Origin of the sequence: Mesorhizobium sp. BH1-1-5 (assembly GCF_020165615.1) — a bacterium.
Classification (GTDB): domain Bacteria; phylum Pseudomonadota; class Alphaproteobacteria; order Rhizobiales; family Rhizobiaceae; genus Mesorhizobium.
In genome coordinates, this window is sequence record NZ_JAIUIM010000030.1 from 18,016 (window position 1) to 35,224 (window position 17,209).

At 61.8% G+C, this 17,209-nt stretch carries 16 protein-coding genes and 1 pseudogene; 16 read left to right on the forward strand and 1 reads right to left on the reverse strand.

From position 1 onward, the window contains the following. Nucleotides 1–544: 544 nt before the first annotated feature. Nucleotides 545–1,003, forward strand: a complete 459-nt coding sequence (locus LB572_RS28985) for a hypothetical protein (protein ID WP_210241989.1) — start codon at nt 545–547, stop codon at nt 1,001–1,003. A 357-nt stretch (nt 1,004–1,360) separates the two neighbouring features. On the opposite strand, the gene LB572_RS28990 is transcribed toward LB572_RS28985, so the two are convergent. Next, nucleotides 1,361–2,050: an SDR family oxidoreductase gene (locus LB572_RS28990; RefSeq protein WP_224670170.1), complete on the reverse strand. Its 690-nt coding sequence runs from the start codon at nt 2,048–2,050 to the stop codon at nt 1,361–1,363. 658 nt (nt 2,051–2,708) lie between these two features. Between LB572_RS28990 and LB572_RS28995 the strand changes: the two genes are divergently transcribed. The 15 genes and pseudogenes from LB572_RS28995 (at nt 2,709) to LB572_RS29065 (ending at nt 17,069) form a co-directional block, all read left to right on the forward strand. Then, nucleotides 2,709–3,461, forward strand: coding sequence for a DUF4142 domain-containing protein (locus LB572_RS28995; protein ID WP_224670171.1), 753 nt, complete (start codon nt 2,709–2,711; stop codon nt 3,459–3,461). 27 nt (nt 3,462–3,488) lie between these two features. Then, nucleotides 3,489–4,094, forward strand: coding sequence for a general stress protein (locus LB572_RS29000; protein WP_140801460.1), 606 nt, complete (start codon nt 3,489–3,491; stop codon nt 4,092–4,094). Nucleotides 4,095–4,247: 153 nt separating this feature from the next. Next, nucleotides 4,248–4,433, forward strand: a complete 186-nt coding sequence (locus LB572_RS29005; protein ID WP_140801458.1) for a hypothetical protein — start codon at nt 4,248–4,250, stop codon at nt 4,431–4,433. 158 nt (nt 4,434–4,591) lie between these two features. After that, the gene (locus LB572_RS29010) at nt 4,592–4,735 is read left to right on the forward strand and encodes a hypothetical protein (protein ID WP_224670172.1); all 144 of its coding nucleotides are present in this window, start codon (nt 4,592–4,594) and stop codon (nt 4,733–4,735) included. 1,026 nt (nt 4,736–5,761) lie between these two features. Next, nucleotides 5,762–6,626: pseudogene (locus LB572_RS29015) on the forward strand (IS1 family transposase). Nucleotides 6,627–7,897: 1,271 nt separating this feature from the next. Next, nucleotides 7,898–8,620, forward strand: a complete 723-nt coding sequence (locus LB572_RS29020; protein ID WP_224670173.1) for a heme-binding protein — start codon at nt 7,898–7,900, stop codon at nt 8,618–8,620. Beyond that, a complete protein-coding gene (locus LB572_RS29025) occupies nt 8,617–10,491 on the forward strand; it encodes a methanol/ethanol family PQQ-dependent dehydrogenase (RefSeq protein ID WP_412033602.1) in 1,875 nt (624 codons plus the stop codon). The genes LB572_RS29020 and LB572_RS29025 overlap by 4 nt, the downstream gene beginning before the upstream one ends. Then, nucleotides 10,472–11,341, forward strand: a complete 870-nt coding sequence (locus LB572_RS29030; protein ID WP_140801453.1) for a substrate-binding domain-containing protein — start codon at nt 10,472–10,474, stop codon at nt 11,339–11,341. Before LB572_RS29025 ends, LB572_RS29030 begins: the two co-directional genes overlap by 20 nt. Beyond that, nucleotides 11,338–11,871 (forward strand): c-type cytochrome, encoded by a 534-nt coding sequence (locus LB572_RS29035; RefSeq protein WP_140801452.1) that lies wholly within the window; start codon nt 11,338–11,340, stop codon nt 11,869–11,871. Before LB572_RS29030 ends, LB572_RS29035 begins: the two co-directional genes overlap by 4 nt. Next, complete coding sequence (coxB, locus tag LB572_RS29040) at nt 11,868–12,881, forward strand: cytochrome c oxidase subunit II (RefSeq protein ID WP_224670175.1); 1,014 nt, start codon at nt 11,868–11,870, stop codon at nt 12,879–12,881. Before LB572_RS29035 ends, coxB begins: the two co-directional genes overlap by 4 nt. Continuing rightward, entirely contained in the window at nt 12,878–14,854 is a 1,977-nt protein-coding gene (ctaD, locus tag LB572_RS29045) for a cytochrome c oxidase subunit I (RefSeq protein ID WP_224670176.1), read from the forward strand. Before coxB ends, ctaD begins: the two co-directional genes overlap by 4 nt. After that, entirely contained in the window at nt 14,851–15,456 is a 606-nt protein-coding gene (locus LB572_RS29050; protein WP_140801450.1) for a heme-copper oxidase subunit III, read from the forward strand. The genes ctaD and LB572_RS29050 overlap by 4 nt, the downstream gene beginning before the upstream one ends. Beyond that, nucleotides 15,456–15,797 carry a hypothetical protein gene (locus tag LB572_RS29055; RefSeq protein ID WP_140801449.1) on the forward strand — a complete coding sequence of 114 codons (342 nt, stop codon included), beginning with the start codon at nt 15,456–15,458 and terminating at the stop codon, nt 15,795–15,797. Before LB572_RS29050 ends, LB572_RS29055 begins: the two co-directional genes overlap by 1 nt. After that, a complete protein-coding gene (locus LB572_RS29060) occupies nt 15,794–16,672 on the forward strand; it encodes a cytochrome c oxidase assembly protein (protein WP_140801448.1) in 879 nt (292 codons plus the stop codon). The genes LB572_RS29055 and LB572_RS29060 overlap by 4 nt, the downstream gene beginning before the upstream one ends. Then, nucleotides 16,653–17,069 carry a c-type cytochrome gene (locus tag LB572_RS29065; protein WP_140801447.1) on the forward strand — a complete coding sequence of 139 codons (417 nt, stop codon included), beginning with the start codon at nt 16,653–16,655 and terminating at the stop codon, nt 17,067–17,069. Before LB572_RS29060 ends, LB572_RS29065 begins: the two co-directional genes overlap by 20 nt. Nucleotides 17,070–17,209: the final 140 nt, after the last annotated feature.

Sequence of the window (17,209 nt, forward strand, 5' to 3'; positions counted from 1 at the left end):
AAGCTGGATCAGCGCCGTGCCACTAGCAAAGGCCGTTGAACGTTCAGGGCCGAGCTACCGCAACAAGGCGGCGGGCTTGGTTCGCCCGAGGACCTGGTGAAATGCCAACTCATCGGCATGAACCAAACCTGGGAATGTTGGTATTCCATGGAGCTGTCGTACGCTAGAAACGCGTGGCGCCGGCTACAATCTGGGTAGCGTGTAGAATCGAGGCAGCGATCCGGCCACGCCATGATCCTCATGGGCCGCGGCAGATCGGACTGCTCGTTTTATGGACACAAAATCAGCACAAACATTAAACGTCTCTCACGCTGAATGCTCGCTGGCCCAGCAAAACATTGCGGAGCGCCAGTTAAAAAACACCGGCCGAGTCCGCCGCAGGTAACGATTCATCCTTCGTTCACCATATGAGCGCACGCTAACGTAAGGTCATGCCGGTACAGCGTTCATGCCTAGGCCCCGGTGCCGTTTCACCCCCGCGCCCGGGGCCGCTTCTCCAGTTGGTTCTGAGCGGTAGCTCCGATTTGTCAGGCGGCAAATCCCCTTGACGACGAAAATCGACCAGCTTCACGCCGCAGGAGACCGATCCAACCTTCAGGAAGCCCTTCCAAACCGCACGTGGCGCCGCCATGTCACCTTCATGCAAACTCCGATCAACATGAACACCGTGGAGGCAACTGGAGTTCCAGATTGCCGCTCCTCTCGTGGAACACAAAATGAAGGCCGCCGTTTCCATGGGCCAATCAGGAGCGATTCGATGTTCAACCCGTGGATCGATCTGTCCCTTTCCGTGCTGGAGGCCCAGCAGGTCATTTTGCTTCGAACCATACGACTTGCCGAAGGTGGCAAGCGAGCCGAGCTGGAGGCAAAGCGCATGATGAGCGAAAAAATTGAAGCTGCGGGTCGTGCCGGAGCCATGATCGCCATCGGGGCTTCCGCAGACCGGATTGCTCGCTTCTATGGAAACAAAATCCGCGCAAACAGGAGGCGTCTATCGCGCTGACCGACAAGGGGTCGATCAGCAACCCAGTGGAACCTTGTCGACCGGCACCGCATTGATGAGCGTTTTCAACCGAGGGCAACCCCATGTCTATCATCGATAGCATCACCGGTTTTTTTCCTCGAAAGAGGAGCCCAAGAAGACTCCTGCAAACAAGGCGGCTTCCAGCAAGGCGCAGCCGAAGAAGGCGACCCACCGCCGTCAAGAAGACTGGCGCTGCTCCCGCGATGGCATCTCAATCAAGGGATAGCGCTGCAAAGGGAAAATCGGGGCAGCCCAAGGGCCCGGCGAAGAAGAAAGCATCTCGCTAACGCAGACTGTTTTTCTGCTCGGCGCAAACCCAAATCCCCGACGAGCCTCCTAAACAATACCAGTCCCGCCATTGGCTCCGAAACCGCTGCCATGGGTGAAGCTGAGATCGTTTGAGGCCAAGGCAACGTAGATCGGGCCAAGCTCCGCAGGCTGTCCCGCCCGGCCAAGCGGGGTATCCTGGCCGAACTGTCGAGCTTGCCGGGGAGTTGGCCGGCCGCGACCTGGAGCGGCGTCCAGACCGGACCGGGCGCGACGGCGTTCAGGCGAATTCCCTTCTTGGCCAGTTTGCTTCGCCAATCCCTTCGTGAAGATCGCTATGCCGCCCTTGGTCGTGGCATAGTCGAGCAGCTCCTCGCCAGGATTGAAGGAGTTGACCGAGGCGGTGTTGAAAATGGCTGCTCCAGACTTCATGTAGCCAAGTGCCGCCTTGGTGATCCAGAACATCGCATAAAGATTGGTTTTGACCGTCCTGTCGAACTGTTCGGGTGTAATTTCGTCGATCGATTTCTTAGACTGCTGATAGGCAGCGTTGTTGACGAGTATGTCGAGCCCGCCGAGCTCGCCCGCCGCCGTCTCAACGAGTTCGTTGCAAAAGTCCTGCTCGGTGATATCGCCTGGTATCAGGACCAGCTTGCTCCCGTCGTTTTTCGCCAGTTTCGCCAGGTCCTCGGCATCGGGCTCTTCTGTCGGGAAGTAATTGATCGCGACATCCGCGCCTTCACGCAGAAAGGCAATCACCGCCGCCCGGCCGATCCGGAATCACCGCCCGTCACGAGCGCTTTGCGGCCGTTGAGCTTGCCGGACCCGCGATAGCTTTCTTCGCCACAGTCAGGCACGGGCTTCATCTCCCGCTGCAGCGCCGGCCAGGCCTGCTTCTGTTCCGGGAAAGGGTTGCTGGTGCTGTGTGGCGACTATAATGTCGTTCCAGCCGAGGTTGACGCCGTAGTTCCGCGGCGTTGGTTAGGCGATGCAGTCTTCTTCCCGGAAAGCAGGACAGCTTACGCGAACATGCTGTCGCTGGGTTGGGTCGACGCGGTGCGACGGATGCATCCCGGCAAGGGCATCTACACCTACTGGAATTTTTCGTACCGCGGAGGCTACGACCGAAGTCCGGCTTGCGCATGGATCACTTGCTTGCAAGCCCATTGCTGGCCGAGAACAGTCGAGATGCCGGTGTTGATGTCGAAACCCGAGGCTGGGAGAAGCCGAGTGATCACGCACCCGCCTGGGTTGACTTCGGCGAATAGGGTTTTCCGCGATCGACAGCGCCGGCGAAGGCAAGCAATTTAAAGCGCTGATCTCCGTTCGAGATGCCCAAATCTGTTTCGCGACGGAACAAAGAGTTCACGCTCATGTTAGCCGCTAGCACGATTTGTTGCTCGCGAGGATCTGAACCATGAAAATCCGTTTGATATCCGCAGCGCTGTGGGCCTCCGTAGCGCTTGGCTTCACCTACCCCGCAATCAGCGCCGAGACGGCGCAGGATTTCGTCAACAAGGCCGCGGCAGGTGGCATCTTCGAAGTCGAATCTAGCAAGGCCGTTCAGGGCAAAGCGCAGGACAAGGCGATCAATGAATTCGCCCAGAAGATGATCGACGATCACGGCGCAGCCAACGCCAAGCTGCAGACGATCGCCGGTGAGCAAAAACTGCAGGTCCCAACAGAGACGGACGCGAAACACAAGAGTGACCTTGAGGCTTTGAAGAGCGCGAACGGGTCGGTCGACCAGCCGTACGTGAAGATGCAGCAAGAGGCGCACACTGAGGCCGTCAAGCTGTTTCAGGATTATGCGGCCGACGGGGACAACGCGGAACTGAAGACGTTTGCTCAGCAGACGCTGCCGACACTCAAGATGCACCAGGAGATGATCGAGAAGATCGCTTCAACCAAGACTGACGGCTCCGCCACAACCAGTACCGCTCCTGCGGCGACGAGCAGTGATCAGTCGAGTGCATCGGCACCGGTTCCGGGAGCCAACAGCTTCACGGAAGCGCAAGCCAAAAGCCGGATCGAGGACGCCGGCTTCTCGAACGTGAGCGCGTTGACGAAGGACGACAAGGGCATCTGGCGCGGGACCGCCGACAAGGACGGCAAGCAGACGGCCGTCGCTCTGGACTTCCAAGGCAACGTGGTTGCCGGCGCACAGTAACCCGAACCCAAACAATTGGAGTTGAAAATGACAACCGTGACCGGACTTTTCGATGATTATCAGGACGCCGCCGACGCCGTCAGTGAGTTGGAAGCGATTGGCGTGCCACGGGATGATATCAGCATCGTGGCGAACAATTCCGCCAATTGGTATCAGGCGGATGCGGCTTCGGAAACGGGCGAAGACGCAGCGGCCGGCGCGGGCGCGGGGGCTCTTGTCGGCGGCGCCGGTGGCCTTCTCGCCGGCTTGGGCATTATGGCGATACCCGGCATTGGGCCTGTGGTGGCAGCGGGCTGGCTTGCGGCCACGGCAGTCGGCGCCGTTGGGGGCGCAGCTGTAGGCGGAGCCGCCGGCGGAATTGTCGGTGCGCTGACGGAGTCCGGCGTCTCGGAACGAGATGCCCACACATATGCTGAGGGCGTCCGCCGCGGCAGCACTTTGGTAACTGCCAAAGTCGACGATCGGATCACCGGCGAGGCTGAACGCATCCTGCACGGAACACATTCGGTGAACCTCGACGAACGGCGTAGCGCTTATGAGGGAAGCGGATGGACAGGTTTCGACGCAAATGCCGAGCCTTATGACGATATCGAAGCTGAACGGGATCGCGTTCGTCGAACTACTCCCCTCTAACTAATTTGGCCCCGTCGAACTCCAGTCGGCGGGGCCGAAGCTAAAATATCTGACGTTCCACTATCGCCATGGTATTCTCTCTTCTGGGCGCTGTCCCTGTTTGGGATCCCGCCACGTGGTGGCGCGCCTGCCCGGCGTAGGAGTCCGCAAAAAATGGCCTTCACTGTCATATGGTACGGACGCAATGGCATCATCGACAAGGTAACGTTCGACGCCGAAAAGAGTGCTAAGGAACACGTAGTTGCTATGTTCCAGACCCGCAAGGGTGACGATGGTATCGTCTCAGTGGAGGTTCGCAAGGACAGCGGCGCCGTAGTCTTCAGCCATGCCGAAAACTAGAACGACCACGCGTCGCCCGGCCTCCTGGTCCTAGGCCTTCCAGACACAAGGCACGCGATCCAGCGCAACTTTCGGGGAAACCCTTGATCCTGCTTTTTCCACAAGGCAGCCGCGATCGGCTGCCGGTGCGCATCTTCATTCACGGCGGCTACTAGCGCATGTTCTCGAGAAAGGATTATTCCTACGTCGCCGAGACTGTAACCAAGGCAGGAGCCATTGCGGTCATCCTAGGCTACGCGCAGATGCCGGCGGTGAGGATGGCTACCATCGTCGACCAGTACGCCGGGCCAGGCTCTGGGTGATGAAAATATCGCAAGCCACGGCGGCGATCCCGGCATGTTGACCGTCAGCGGCCATTCCCGGCGCGCATCTCGCGACGTCGCTTTTCGACGATAACAGCCGACCATCAGGCATCAAGGGCGCGCTCCTGCTCGGCGGCATCTACGATCTGAGGCCGTTGCAGACATCGTTCCTGACCCGTGAGATCGCGATCACTGACGAAGAGGTGGAGCGATTCCCCGATCAATCATAGCTTCGATCCAACGGTGTACGTCGCGCTTGCGGTCGGGCGAAAGAAACGCCCCCTTCACGACCAAGCCAACTTTCGAAGATAAGCTCGAACAACAGGGGCTAGTCGTCTCTCGCACCAATCTCGCGGCGACCAATCATATGAGCAGCGTCCGTGACCTTGGTGTGGTTGGCAGCGAGGCTGAGGCGTTGCTGGGTAGTTTGCGGGGTATCCGCCAAGGTCTAAAATGAATCTTGGAGCGGCAGCTTTCGATGAGGGCTACGCCCACGGGCAAAGAGCGCACGCAACACTTGCTCGATATGACAACCGGCCCGCCGTGAGGTCGGACTCGACGCGGACCGACACATAGGCAGGCGGACGACCCGATAGCAGCAGGCGAACAGGCTACCATTTGCGATGACTGCTGCAGTTGAGCGATCACAAACAGTGGCAAGTCCTCACTAGGAAAAACACGCCCACTCCATAAAGGACGACGAGAATTCCGAGGGCGATCCAATAGCCCGGCTGCGCCATAGCCGCTAAATCTGAACGAAGCTGTTCCATTCCTACCAAACCATGCGCAAATATCGTTGTTCCAAGGGGCAACACTCCGCGCGGCACATGGCCTTCGGGAGTTCGAGCCTGGTGGTGACGGCGACGCGCTACTGTCGCTGGCAAACACGTCGCCGACGAGAATTGCAGCGAGTTTCATTTGCTCGCGTTCGTCGAGAGTAGGCGGTGCAGACGAAGGCTGACCGTAGGGTGACTCAGTTCCGGTACTTGCCAAACGACACCCGTCAAGATTTCGCAAATCCTCCCCATGCTTTGTGAGGGCCAGTCGATCCGCGCCATCACGGGCGTCATGGCATGAGCAAGAATACAGTCGCCAAGCTCCTTTCGGACGCTGGCGCTGTGTGTGCCGAGGATCAGGACAACGCCCTTCGCAACTTGACCAGCAAGCGGGTTCAGGTAGATGAAATCTGGAGCTTCACCTACGCCAAGGAAAAGAACGTGCGGGCCGCCAAGGCTGCGCCGGAATGGGCCGACGACACTTGGACCTGGACCGCTATCGATGCCGATACCACGCTTGTCATGTCTTGGCTGGTCGGCGGCCGTGACAGTGAATATGCGATGGCGTTCATGGATGATCTTTTCCGCCGCCTCGCCAATCGCGTCCAGCTGACCAGCGACGGCCACAGGGCTTACCTCGAAGCGGTTGAAGGCGCTTTCGGCGCAGATGTCGATTACGCGATGCTGATCAAGATTTATGGCACGTCGCCGGACAGCGCCAAAGGCCGCTATAGCCCCGCCGAATGCACCGGTGCCAGGAAAGAGCGGATCGAAGGAAACCCCGACATCAAGCATGTCAGCACGTCATTTGCGGAACGCCAGAACCTGACCATGCGGATGCACATGCGCCGCTTCACACGCCTCACCAACGGCTTTTCCAAAAAGGTAGAGGCCCACGCCAACGCGGTGGCGCTGCATTTCATGTACTACAATTCGTGCGCATCCATGCTTCACTGCGCATGACCCCGGCGATGGCCGCAGGCGTCACTGACAAGCTTTGGGAGATCGCGGATATCGTTGCCCTGATCGAAGCCGAGGAAGCCGAAAAGTCTATGGTTCGCGGCCCCTATAGAAGCAAGCCTATGGTGTCAGAAGATCCCCGTGGCAATGACTAGGATAATCCCGATAACCGCCAAGGCCATGACCACGACCATGGCGATCTCGAACTGACCGCCGCCGTTCCTCACGTGTTCAGTCATTTTCGCGCTCCCCAGTGCGCCCCGCCTCGTTCCCGATCAAGACCACATTCGCCTCCAGCGGAATCACCAATGTTAACGGCGAGTAAATAAATCCTCCTAAGAGCCTGGCTGAGGTGTATGCTCTCCCGGGAGGACGGCGGGTACGCTCGGGCCATAATCGCTGGCGCTGACAAAGACAGAGCGCGCCGGGAAGCGATGCTAAGTGATTTGCAGCATTCAATCGTAACAAGTCGGCGCGCGCTTGAGGAGACCCGGAAGCTCCTACGGCGGGTAAGGGAGCGTCAAGGGTCTCGAGAAGTTTAACGCGGCTAAGGGGCTGGCCGGTGCAGTGGTGATTTGGGGATGCGCCGCACCGGCCAATGCGGGGATAGGCGACAACAATCCGGTCCCGCGCTGATTGATTTATGGCGTGTTAGAAATTTTTCAATTAGGACTGAGTGTCCTAGATCGCTCGGGCCTAAAGACGCTTAAGACCGCGCCCTGTCCCTGGAAATTTCAAACTGACCCGCTACCCAAGATCGTCATCTTTGAAGTCAGGACCGATGAGATCAACCTACTCGAGTGGCGTGACCGCCGCATGGCTCTGCGCGATGAACGGACACCCGGGTGTTTTGACGGCGAATCGTGATTTACCCGTCGGAGTCGTCATAGTGGAAGAGCCCGCCGGAGGGGACTGGCGGGCTCTTCGTCGGGACATGGACATCCCGACCGCGGCGGGAGCGCAGCAGCCAAGATTTTAGCCCGCCGCGCTCTGAACTGCGTTGGTGACGCGAAGTTCCAAATCTTCAGTTCGCTTCGTCTGGGAATCCTCGGGCGAGCGCGCTGTAGCTTTTCCTCGCCGCGATAAATCTCACAGGCCCACAGACTGGCTTGAGCCACTCGACCTACCCTGCAGCGATCCCATAGCGCCTGTGGTTGTGTGTATCGCCGTCCCACCGCCAGCGCGTTTGCAGTGCTCGGCTGGGCCACCCGTGGGCAGTGTAGAGCTTGGCTGAGACGACGCCCGACGTGGGACGGTCCTCGCCAATCGCATAGCGGCAGGTGCGCAGGATGCGGCGCTCACTTACAAGGAGGAACAAAGAACCCGACTGTCAGTTGGGAGTCATCCAACAGAATGTGTCGAGACCATGCGCCGTTGTCAGCTTACGTCACCAGCCCTTGGATTCCTTGTCTTGGTGTTCGGCTCGATGCAACAGGGTGCCGCTCACGCGCAAGCGCCCTGCCCGGCCAATCACGACAAGCTGCTCTCGGCATTGAAGTCCAATGTCAAGGCGAGCGGCGGTCCGCCGAATGGCGGCTTCGAGACCAATGAATGGGCGGCCGTCGTCGCCCGCGACGGCACTGTCTGCGCCGTTGCCTTCAGTGGGCCGACGCCCGATGCGCAGTGGCCCGGCAGCCGGCTGATCGCGGCCGAGAAGGCCAACACGGCCAATGGGCTCAGCCTGGCGAACATGGCGCTTTCGACAGCCAATCTTTATGCCGGAGCGCAGCCGGGCGGTTCGCTGTTCGGCCTGCAGGCTACCAACCCCGTCAACCAGGCCGCAGCTTACGCAGGCGATCCCAGGACGTTTGGCAGCGCCAACGATCCGCTGATCGGCAAGCCGATCGGAGGCGTCGTCGTCTTCGGCGGAGGCTTGGCCCTTTACGACGGCAAGGCAATTGTCGGTGGCCTCGGCATCAGCGGCGATTCCTCCTGCGCCGACCACAATGTCGCCTGGCGTGTTCGCGCAGCCCTCGGCCTTGACAAGGTTCCGGCGGGTGTCAATCCCAACCGCAAGGATGCCATCATCTACGATCTCGATCCCGGCGGGAAAAGCGCCTCCGGCTGGGGTCACCCGCTTTGTGCCGGGCACGAGGGCGACATTGCGGCGGAACTCGGTTCCGGTGTCGAAGGCGTGGTGCCAAAATGAAGCAAGCAACGCAACCCGCAGCATCCAGTAGTGACCCGGCACGTACCGTCCGGCCGGCGGCATCGCGAAAACATTTTGTGGGCGTTCTCACAGCGATGCTGGTCTGCGCCCCCTTGATGGCAGCCGCCTCGGAAGCTCCGCCGGCGCCCGCGATCTCTCCGCCTGCCGCAGCCGCGCCGCCCGATGACGGGCAATGGACGATGCCGGCCAAGAACTATGCGTCGACGCGCTATAGCGAACTTGCGGAAATCAACGAAGGCAACGTCAAGAACCTGCAGATCGCCTTCACCTTTTCGACCGGGGTGAACAAGGGCCAGGAAGCAGCGCCGCTGGTGGTCGGCAGCACGATGTACATCGTGACGCCGTTTCCCAACATTGTCTACGCGCTCGACCTCTCCAAGCCCGGCGCGCCGATGAAATGGAAATACGAGCCCAACCCCGAGCCGGCCGCGCAAGGGGTTGCCTGCTGTGACGTGGTCACCCGTGGCGCGGCTTTCGCGGACGGGCGCATCTTCTTCAACACGCTCGACGGCCACACCATCGCGCTCGATGCGAACAGCGGCCAGCCGATCTGGAACGCCCATATCGGCAACATCAATATCGGCGAGACCATCACCATGGCGCCGCTGGTCGTGAAAGGCAAAGTTCTGGTCGGCAATTCCGGCGGCGAGATGGGCGTTCGCGGCTGGGTGAAGGCGCTCGACGCCGGTGACGGTCATGTGGTTTGGACCGCCTACGGCACCGGGCCAGATAAGGACGTGCTGATCGGTCCCGACTTCAAGCCGCATTACGATGTGGACAAGGGCAAGGATCTCGGCGTGACGACATGGCCGCCCGAAGCCTGGAAGACTGGCGGCGGCAACATGTGGGGCTGGATTTCCTATGATCCGGATCTCAACCTGATCTATCACGGCACCGGAAATCCCGGGCCATGGAACCCGGACTTGCGGCCCGGCGACAACAAATGGACCTCCGGCATCTTTGCCCGCGACCCCGATACTGGAGCGGCAAAATGGTTCTATCAATGGAGTCCGCACGACCTCCACGACTATGACGGAATCAACGAGCAGATCCTGCTCGACATGGACTGGCAAGGCAAGCAGCGCAAGGTCCTGGTCCGCCCCGAGCGCAACGGTTACCTCTACGTTCTCGATCGGACCACCGGCGAAGTTCTGTCCGCCAAGCCGTTCGGTCCCGTCAATTCCAGCAAGGGTGTCGACCTCAAGACCGGTCGGCTGATCGAAAACCCGGACAAGCAGACGGGCACCGGCAAGGTCGTGCGCGACATCTGTCCGACAGCGTCGGGTCTCAAGGACTGGCAACCTTCGGCGTTCTCGCCGAAAACCGGCCTTCTTTACATCCCGCACAACAATCTGTGCATGGATGAAGAAGGCGTCGAGGTGAACTACATCGCCGGCACCCCCTATGTCGGGATGAATGTCCGCATGATCCCCGGGCCGGGCGGCAACCGAGGCGCCTTCACCGCCTGGGATGTCGCCGCCGAGAAACCCGCCTGGAGCCTCAAGGAGAACTTCCCCGTGTGGAGCGGCGCGGTGGTGACCGCCGGCGACGTGGTTTTCTATGGAACGATGGAAGGCTGGTTCAAGGCGGTGAGCGCGAAGACCGGCGACTTGCTTTGGCAGTTCAAGACCTCATCCGGCATCATCGGCCAGCCGATCACCTATCGTGGCCCGGACGGTCACCAATATGTCGCTATATTGTCCGGCGTCGGCGGCTGGGCCGGCGCCATCGTCTCGGGCGATCTTGACCCGCGCGATGCCACCGCCGCGCTCGGTTTCGTCAATGCGATGAAAGACCTGAAGAACGCGACCACGGCGGGAGGCACGCTTTATGTGTTCCGTCTGCCCTGATGTATTCGGCTTGATCCAACGTCTGGCACGGAAGGTGTTCGCGCGGACCGCGCTCGCCTTCGCCGCGCTCGTCTTGCTGCTCCTGTCGGCGACCGCCGGCGCCCGTGAACTCAGGGTCTGCGCCGACCCGAACAACCTGCCCTTTTCCAATGCGGCCGGTCAGGGTTTCGAAAACAGGATCGCCGAAATCATCGCCGGCGATCTCGGCGCCAAGCTGACCTACACCTGGTGGGCGCAACGCCGCGGCTTCGTGCGCAACACGCTGAAGGCGGGACTTTGCGATCTCGTGCCAGGCACGCCGGCCAATCTGGAAATGCTGCGCACCACAAAGCCCTACTACCGCTCCTCTTATGTCTTCGTGACCCGCCAGAACAGTCCGGATGTGACCTCTTTCAACGACCCGCGCCTGCGCGATCTGCGGATCGGCGTTCAGCTCATCGGCGACGACGGCGCCAACTCGCCGCCTGTCCAGGCGCTCGGCCGCCGCGGCATCGTCGGGCATCTCATCGGCTACCCCGTCTATGGCGATTACTCCGCTCCCAATCCTCCGGCGCGCATCGTCGAGGCGGTGGCGAGCGGCGAGATCGACCTCGCGGTGGTCTGGGGTCCCCTCGCCGGCTACTTCGCCCAGAAGCAGAAGGTGCCGCTGCGGATCACGCCGGTCACGCCTCGTATCGATGGACCGCAATTGCCGCTGATGTACGACATCTCGATGGGCGTTCGGCGCGAGGATGATGCGCTGCGCAGCGAAGTGAACAGCGCGCTTGCCAAACACAGGGCCGAGATCGACGCGGTTCTGACGCAATATGGCGTGCCGCGTCTCGACATGGCCGGGAGTCCGGTGCGATGAGACCGGCGGTCGTCATGCTTCTCTTGGCGGGTTTGGCGCTGGCGGCATGCCAGCGCGAGGAGCGGGACACGCGCCCGCAGTCGGCGCTCGGCTCCGGCGAGCAGCCGACGCCGGTGACAACCCTGGAACCCGGCGGGCAGCGGCCGTCCCCCTCGGACAACAAGGCGGCGAGCTTCGAGGCCAATGCTTTTCATCTGAGCGAAGGCAAGCGCCTGTTCGGCTGGTTCAACTGTTCGGGATGCCATGCCAATGGCGGCGGCGGCATGGGCCCGGCTCTGATGGACGAAAAGTGGATCTATGGCAGCTCCATGGAAAGCATTCACGCCACGATCCGCGACGGCCGTCCGAACGGCATGCCGAGCTTCCGCGACATGATTCCCGACGACCAGATCTGGGAGCTTGCGGCTTTCGTTCGCTCGTTGAGCGGCAATGCGCCCTCGGCCGCCGCGCCGTCGCGCGACGACGACATGATGGCGCATCCGTCGGAAAACCGCATGCCGAATGCCGCCACGCTGGGGAAGTCGCCGTGAAACGCTTCGCCTCGGTTGCATTCGGTACGGCAACCGCCCTGTTTCTCCAGGGTTGCGCAGGCTGGCAATCGGCTCTCGACCCGAAAGGCCCGGCCGCTAGCGAGCTCGCATGGCTGATCTGGTTCTTCGCCGGGCTGTGCGCAGTGGTCTGGGTGCTGGTGATGATCGCCCTTGCAATGCCATTGATGATGCGGCCGCGCGAGCCCGCTGAACCGCTCGTGCTCGACGCCGGCGCCGACAATCGCAAGCTGCGCGTGGTGATGACCGCCGTCGGGCTGACCGCCGTGATCCTGATCGGGCTCACCTTGCTCAGCTTCTTCGCCAACAGGACCCTTGCCGCGATCGGCTCGGATGCCGCGCTGACCATTCGCGTCACAGGCCATCAGTGGTGGTGGGAGGTGCGATATGAGGACGCCACGCCGAGCCGCATCTTGACCACGGCGAACGAGATCCATATTCCCGCCGGCGAACCTGTGCGGCTTCTTCTCACCTCGACCGACGTTATCCACTCCTTCTGGGTTCCAAGTCTTTCCGGCAAGCTCGATCTCATTCCCGGCCACATGAACGTGCTCGATATCAAGGCGGACAAGCCCGGCGTCTATCGCGGGCAATGCGCCGAGTTCTGCGGCGCGCAGCATGCCAACATGGGCACCTTCATCATCGCCGAGCCGCGCGCAAAGTTCGACGCCTGGTGGAACGACCAGTTGCAGCCGGCCGCCGCGCCAATGAGCGGCGAGGCCAAGGCCGGCGAGGACCTCTTCCTGAATCGTCCCTGCGTGATGTGCCATAAGATCGGCGGCACGCCCGCGGGCGGAACGGTCGCGCCCGATCTCACCCATGTTGCCAGCCGGCAGACGCTGGCGGCCGGAACATTGACGATGAGCCGCGGCAATCTCGCAGCCTGGATAGCCGACCCGCAAGGCGTGAAACCTGGTTCGCATATGCCGGTGGTCGATCTGAGCGGCGACGAGCTCAACGCCATCGTCGCTTACCTCGAGGGGCTGAAATGAGCAGCGCGGATCTCACCAGCGAACGCGATCTGCCGCCGGAGCGCGAGGCGACGACCAGAGGCGATCTCGTACCGGAGCGTGACGGACCGCGCGACACCGGCATGGACGATGCCAGCCTGCATCGTTGGCTGGCGCGGACATGGCGCACGCCGCCTGGTATCATCGGCGCTCTGTCAAGCGTCGACCACAAGGTGATCGCACGCCGCTACCTGATCACTGCCTTCCTGTTTCTGTGTCTGGGTGGGCTGAACGCCGTCGTCATGCGCATCCAGCTCTCGGGCCCGCAACGCGGCCTGATCGGCCCGGATCTCTACAACCAGCTGTTCACGATGCACGGCGTCACCATGATGTTCCTGTTCGCCGTTCCCATCGTGCAGGCGACCGGCATCTATCTGGTGCCGTTGATGGTGGGCACCCGCAACATCGCCTTTCCCCGCCTCAATGCCTTCAGCTATTGGGTCTATGTCTCAGGAGGCCTCTTCGCCTGGGTGTCCTTTGCCCTCTCGATGGCGCCGGATGTCGGCTGGTTCGCCTATGTGCCGCTGTCCGGACCGGAATACGGTCCAGGTAAGCGTGCCGACGTTTGGGCGCAGATGATCACCTATACCGAAGTGTCCTCGCTGGCGGTGGCTGTTGCGACCATCGTGACCGTGCTGAAGCAGCGCGCACCCGGCATGTCGCTCGACAAGATCCCGCTCTATGTCTGGGCGCTCCTGGTCACTTCCTTCGTCGTCGTCTTCGCCATGCCTGCGGTGATGATCACCTCGACTTTCCTGATCCTCGACCGGCTCGTCGGCACGCATATCTTCAACCCGGCCGAAGGCGGCGACGCGCTGCTGTTCCAGCATCTGTTCTGGTTCTTCGGTCATCCCGAAGTCTACATCATCTTCCTGCCGGCGACCGGCATGGTCTCGGCCATCATTCCGGCCTTCGCCCGCCGTCCCGCCTTCGGCCATCTTGGCCTGGTCCTGTCGCTCATCGCGGTCGGCTTCCTGTCGTTCGGCCTCTGGGTCCACCACATGTTCGCAACCGGGCTGCCAAAGCTCGGCGCCAGCTTCTTCACCGCCTCCAGCATGTTGATCGCCATCCCCAACGGAGTGCAGATCTTCTGCTGGCTGGCGACCTTGTGGGACGGCAGACCGGTGATCCGCACGCCGCTGCTCTTCGTCCTCGGCTTCTTCTTCACCTTTGTCATCGGCGGTCTCACCGGCGTCATGCTCGCCTCCGTACCGCTCGACCTGCAGGTGCACGACACCTATTTCGTCGTCGCCCATTTTCACTATGTGCTGATCGGCGGCTCGGTCTTCCCGCTGCTGGGAGCTGCCTATTTCTGGTTTCCGAAAATCACCGGCCGCATGATGAGCGAGCGCCTCGGGCGCTGGCACTTCTGGCTGGCGATGATCGGCTTCAACGCCGCATTCTTTCCCATGCACATTGTCGGCCTATGGGGCATGCCGCGCAGGGTCTACACCTATCCGGCCGAGCTCGGCTGGGGGAACATCAATCTCTTCATCAGCGCCGGCGCGGTGCTCTTCTTCCTGAGCTTCGTGCTGTTCGCCTTCAACCTCGTGCATGGCGCATTGAGAGGTGCGCCCGCCGGCGACAATCCCTGGGACGCCGGCACGCTCGAATGGGCGACCTCCTCGCCGCCGCCCAGCTACAATTTTGCGCGCATTCCGGTCGTGACGAATGTTGAGCCGCTTTGGGCCGAATGCGAGGCGCTCGCCGTCGCGACCGGGCTTCGCGTCGATGCTCGCGAACTCATCATCTCGACGGTGGCGGAAGCCCATCCGGACATACGCGAGAAATCGGCGACGCCATCGATCTGGCCGCTGCTGGCGGCGATCGCCGTCGGCGGCACCTTCCTCTACTCGATCTTCACCCCCTGGGCGATCGTCTGGGGTGCCGCGCCGATCGCCATCACCCTGATCGGCTGGTTCTGGCCCAAGGGCGATCCGGAGGACGAGGAATGAACCAGCGTCCCGCCTTAGATATTTCCGACCTCCCGACCTTTGGACATGGCCCGCGCAGCCCGACCTGGTGGGGTACGCTCGGCTTCATGGCGTTGGAAGGCACGGGCTTTGCGCTGGCCGCCGGCGCCTATCTCTATCTGGCGACCTTATGGCCCAACTGGCGCCTAAGCGCTCCGGAGCCCAATCATTGGCCGGGGACTATCGTGACGCTGCTTCTCATCGTCAGCCTGGTGCCCAACCACATCCTCAACGGCTACGCCAAGCAATGCGCCATCGGACCGGTGCGGATCGGCATGGTGGTGATGTCGCTGCTCGGCATTGCGCCGCTCATCGTGCGCTGGTTCGAGTTTCCGGCGTTGAACATCTACTGGGATACGAACGCCTACGGTTCGATGCTCTGGGTGCTGCTCGGTCTGCACTCCACGCATCTGATCACCGACGTCGGCGACACGATCGTTCTGACGGTTCTTATGTTCACGCGTCATGGCTATAGCGGCCGGCGCTTCGGCGATGTCGGCGACAACGTCTTCTACTGGGATTTCGTGGTCCTCACCTGGATCCCGATCTACCTGCTCATCTACTGGGTACCGAGGTTAGGCTGATGGGCACGCTGCGGCTCGGCATGTCCTGGGGAGGTTTGTTGTCGGGGCCCCTGGCTTGGGCAATATCGACACAGTTGAACTACGCACTTGTTCACTGGCAATGCAATCGCCAGGTGCAGGTCGTGCTCCCGGTGGCGCTGTTGCTCGCGGTGTTTTCGCTGCTCGGCGGCGCGCTGTCATGGCGGGCAAAGCGGCAAGGCGCCGCCGCCTCCAAGCCGGAGCGCACCCGCAGCACCGAGGGTTTCGTCGCCGATCTTGGCATTCTCGCCGCATTGCTGTTCGCCCTCGTCATCATCATGCAGGGCAGCGCCGCGCTCATCCTCGACGAGTGCCTGCGATGAGCTTTGAGGCGTTCTTCTCGACCTCGATCTGCTATGGCGCCGGCGCGCCCGAGGGAGGATGGACGTTGGCGTTTCCCATCACGCTCCCCTTGGCGGCGATCGCGCTTATCTATGCGCTCGGCGCAAGCCGTCTATGGCGTCGCAGCAGCCGAGGCCGCCCGGAGCGGCTGCGACACGCTCTGTTGTTCGCGGCGGGCTGGGGTGTGTTGACGGGAGCGCTGGTCAGCCCGATCCATGCGCTCGGCGAGCGGGTGTTCTCAGCCCACATGATCGAGCATGAGCTGCTAATGGCAGTGGCGGCACCGCTCCTTGTCGCCGCCTGCCCCGGGGCGGCTTTGATGTGGGCATTGCCGGCCACATTTCGCCGAGGGACGGGAAAGCTCACCCACGGCAACGCGCTGCAGGCAGGCTGGGCCATCGCGACGCGCCCGCTCACTGCGACGGTCATCCATGGCATAGCGATCTGGATCTGGCACATTCCCGTCCTGTTTGAGGCAGCGCTGCAGCAGGGCGTGCTGCATTATGCGCAACATGCGAGCTTCCTCGGCACTGCCTTGCTGTTCTGGTGGGTGCTTCTGCCGCGCCCCGGGCGACAGCAGACCTATGGCACCTCCGTCATGCATCTTTTCTTCACCTCGCTTCACACTGGCCTGCTCGGTGTCCTGCTTCTGGTCTCGCCAAGACTTTGGTACCCGGAGAATGCCTCGGGCGCCGCGCTGTGGGGGCTTAGCCCAATCGAGGACCAGCAGCTTGCGGGGCTGGTGATGTGGATTCCGGCCGGGCTGATCTACGGCGGAGCCGCCCTGCTGCTCGCCGGTCTCTGGATAAGCAACAGCGGAACGAGGGAGGCGGCCCATGCGCTCCGACCAGGCTAGGCTGCTCGGCGGCGTCATCGTCGGGATCGTGCTTCTGACCATCGCAATTGCGGGGGCGACCTTGTGGACTGACCGGCGCGAGCGCGTTCAGCACGAGTCGGATGTGGCGACCGGCGGCGTGGGGGACCGCGCCATTCCAATCATGACCGCGAATGGCTGCTCCGGCTGCCACACGATCCCCGGCGTGCCCGGCGCGCAAGGCCAGGTCGGGCCGCGCCTCGATGGCAGCCTTGCCGACCGCATCTATATCGGCGGCGTGCTGGCGAACAACCCGGAGAACCTGATCCGCTGGATCCGTTCGGCAAGGGAAATCAACCCGCACACCGCAATGCCATCGACGAGGATCACCGAGCAGCAGGCGCGCGACATCGCGGCCTATCTCTACGGGTTGAGATAATCAGCAAGGCTGGACCCCCAAGCCGCGTCCGGAAACGCTTCGGAGCCAAGATGGAAAAACAAATGCGACCACCGGGCCGCTCGCCTGGGCAGTTACAGGAAATGTAAGCATTCCGCCTGGAATTGCATGAAGACAGAGCG

What these genes read in the sequence shown, in the direction of transcription:
- LB572_RS29025 (WP_412033602.1), top strand. Translation starts at nt 8,617, where the DNA reads ATGAAGCAAGCAACGCAACCCGCAGCATCCAGTAGTGACCCGGCACGT.
- LB572_RS29055 (WP_140801449.1), top strand. Translation starts at nt 15,456, where the DNA reads ATGGGCACGCTGCGGCTCGGCATGTCCTGGGGAGGTTTGTTGTCGGGG.
- LB572_RS28995 (WP_224670171.1), top strand. Translation starts at nt 2,709, where the DNA reads ATGAAAATCCGTTTGATATCCGCAGCGCTGTGGGCCTCCGTAGCGCTT.
- LB572_RS29030 (WP_140801453.1), top strand. Translation starts at nt 10,472, where the DNA reads ATGTGTTCCGTCTGCCCTGATGTATTCGGCTTGATCCAACGTCTGGCA.
- LB572_RS29005 (WP_140801458.1), top strand. Translation starts at nt 4,248, where the DNA reads ATGGCCTTCACTGTCATATGGTACGGACGCAATGGCATCATCGACAAG.
- LB572_RS29065 (WP_140801447.1), top strand. Translation starts at nt 16,653, where the DNA reads ATGCGCTCCGACCAGGCTAGGCTGCTCGGCGGCGTCATCGTCGGGATC.
- LB572_RS29020 (WP_224670173.1), top strand. Translation starts at nt 7,898, where the DNA reads ATGCAACAGGGTGCCGCTCACGCGCAAGCGCCCTGCCCGGCCAATCAC.
- LB572_RS29050 (WP_140801450.1), top strand. Translation starts at nt 14,851, where the DNA reads ATGAACCAGCGTCCCGCCTTAGATATTTCCGACCTCCCGACCTTTGGA.
- LB572_RS29010 (WP_224670172.1), top strand. Translation starts at nt 4,592, where the DNA reads ATGTTCTCGAGAAAGGATTATTCCTACGTCGCCGAGACTGTAACCAAG.
- LB572_RS29000 (WP_140801460.1), top strand. Translation starts at nt 3,489, where the DNA reads ATGACAACCGTGACCGGACTTTTCGATGATTATCAGGACGCCGCCGAC.
- LB572_RS29060 (WP_140801448.1), top strand. Translation starts at nt 15,794, where the DNA reads ATGAGCTTTGAGGCGTTCTTCTCGACCTCGATCTGCTATGGCGCCGGC.
- ctaD (WP_224670176.1), top strand. Translation starts at nt 12,878, where the DNA reads ATGAGCAGCGCGGATCTCACCAGCGAACGCGATCTGCCGCCGGAGCGC.
- LB572_RS29035 (WP_140801452.1), top strand. Translation starts at nt 11,338, where the DNA reads ATGAGACCGGCGGTCGTCATGCTTCTCTTGGCGGGTTTGGCGCTGGCG.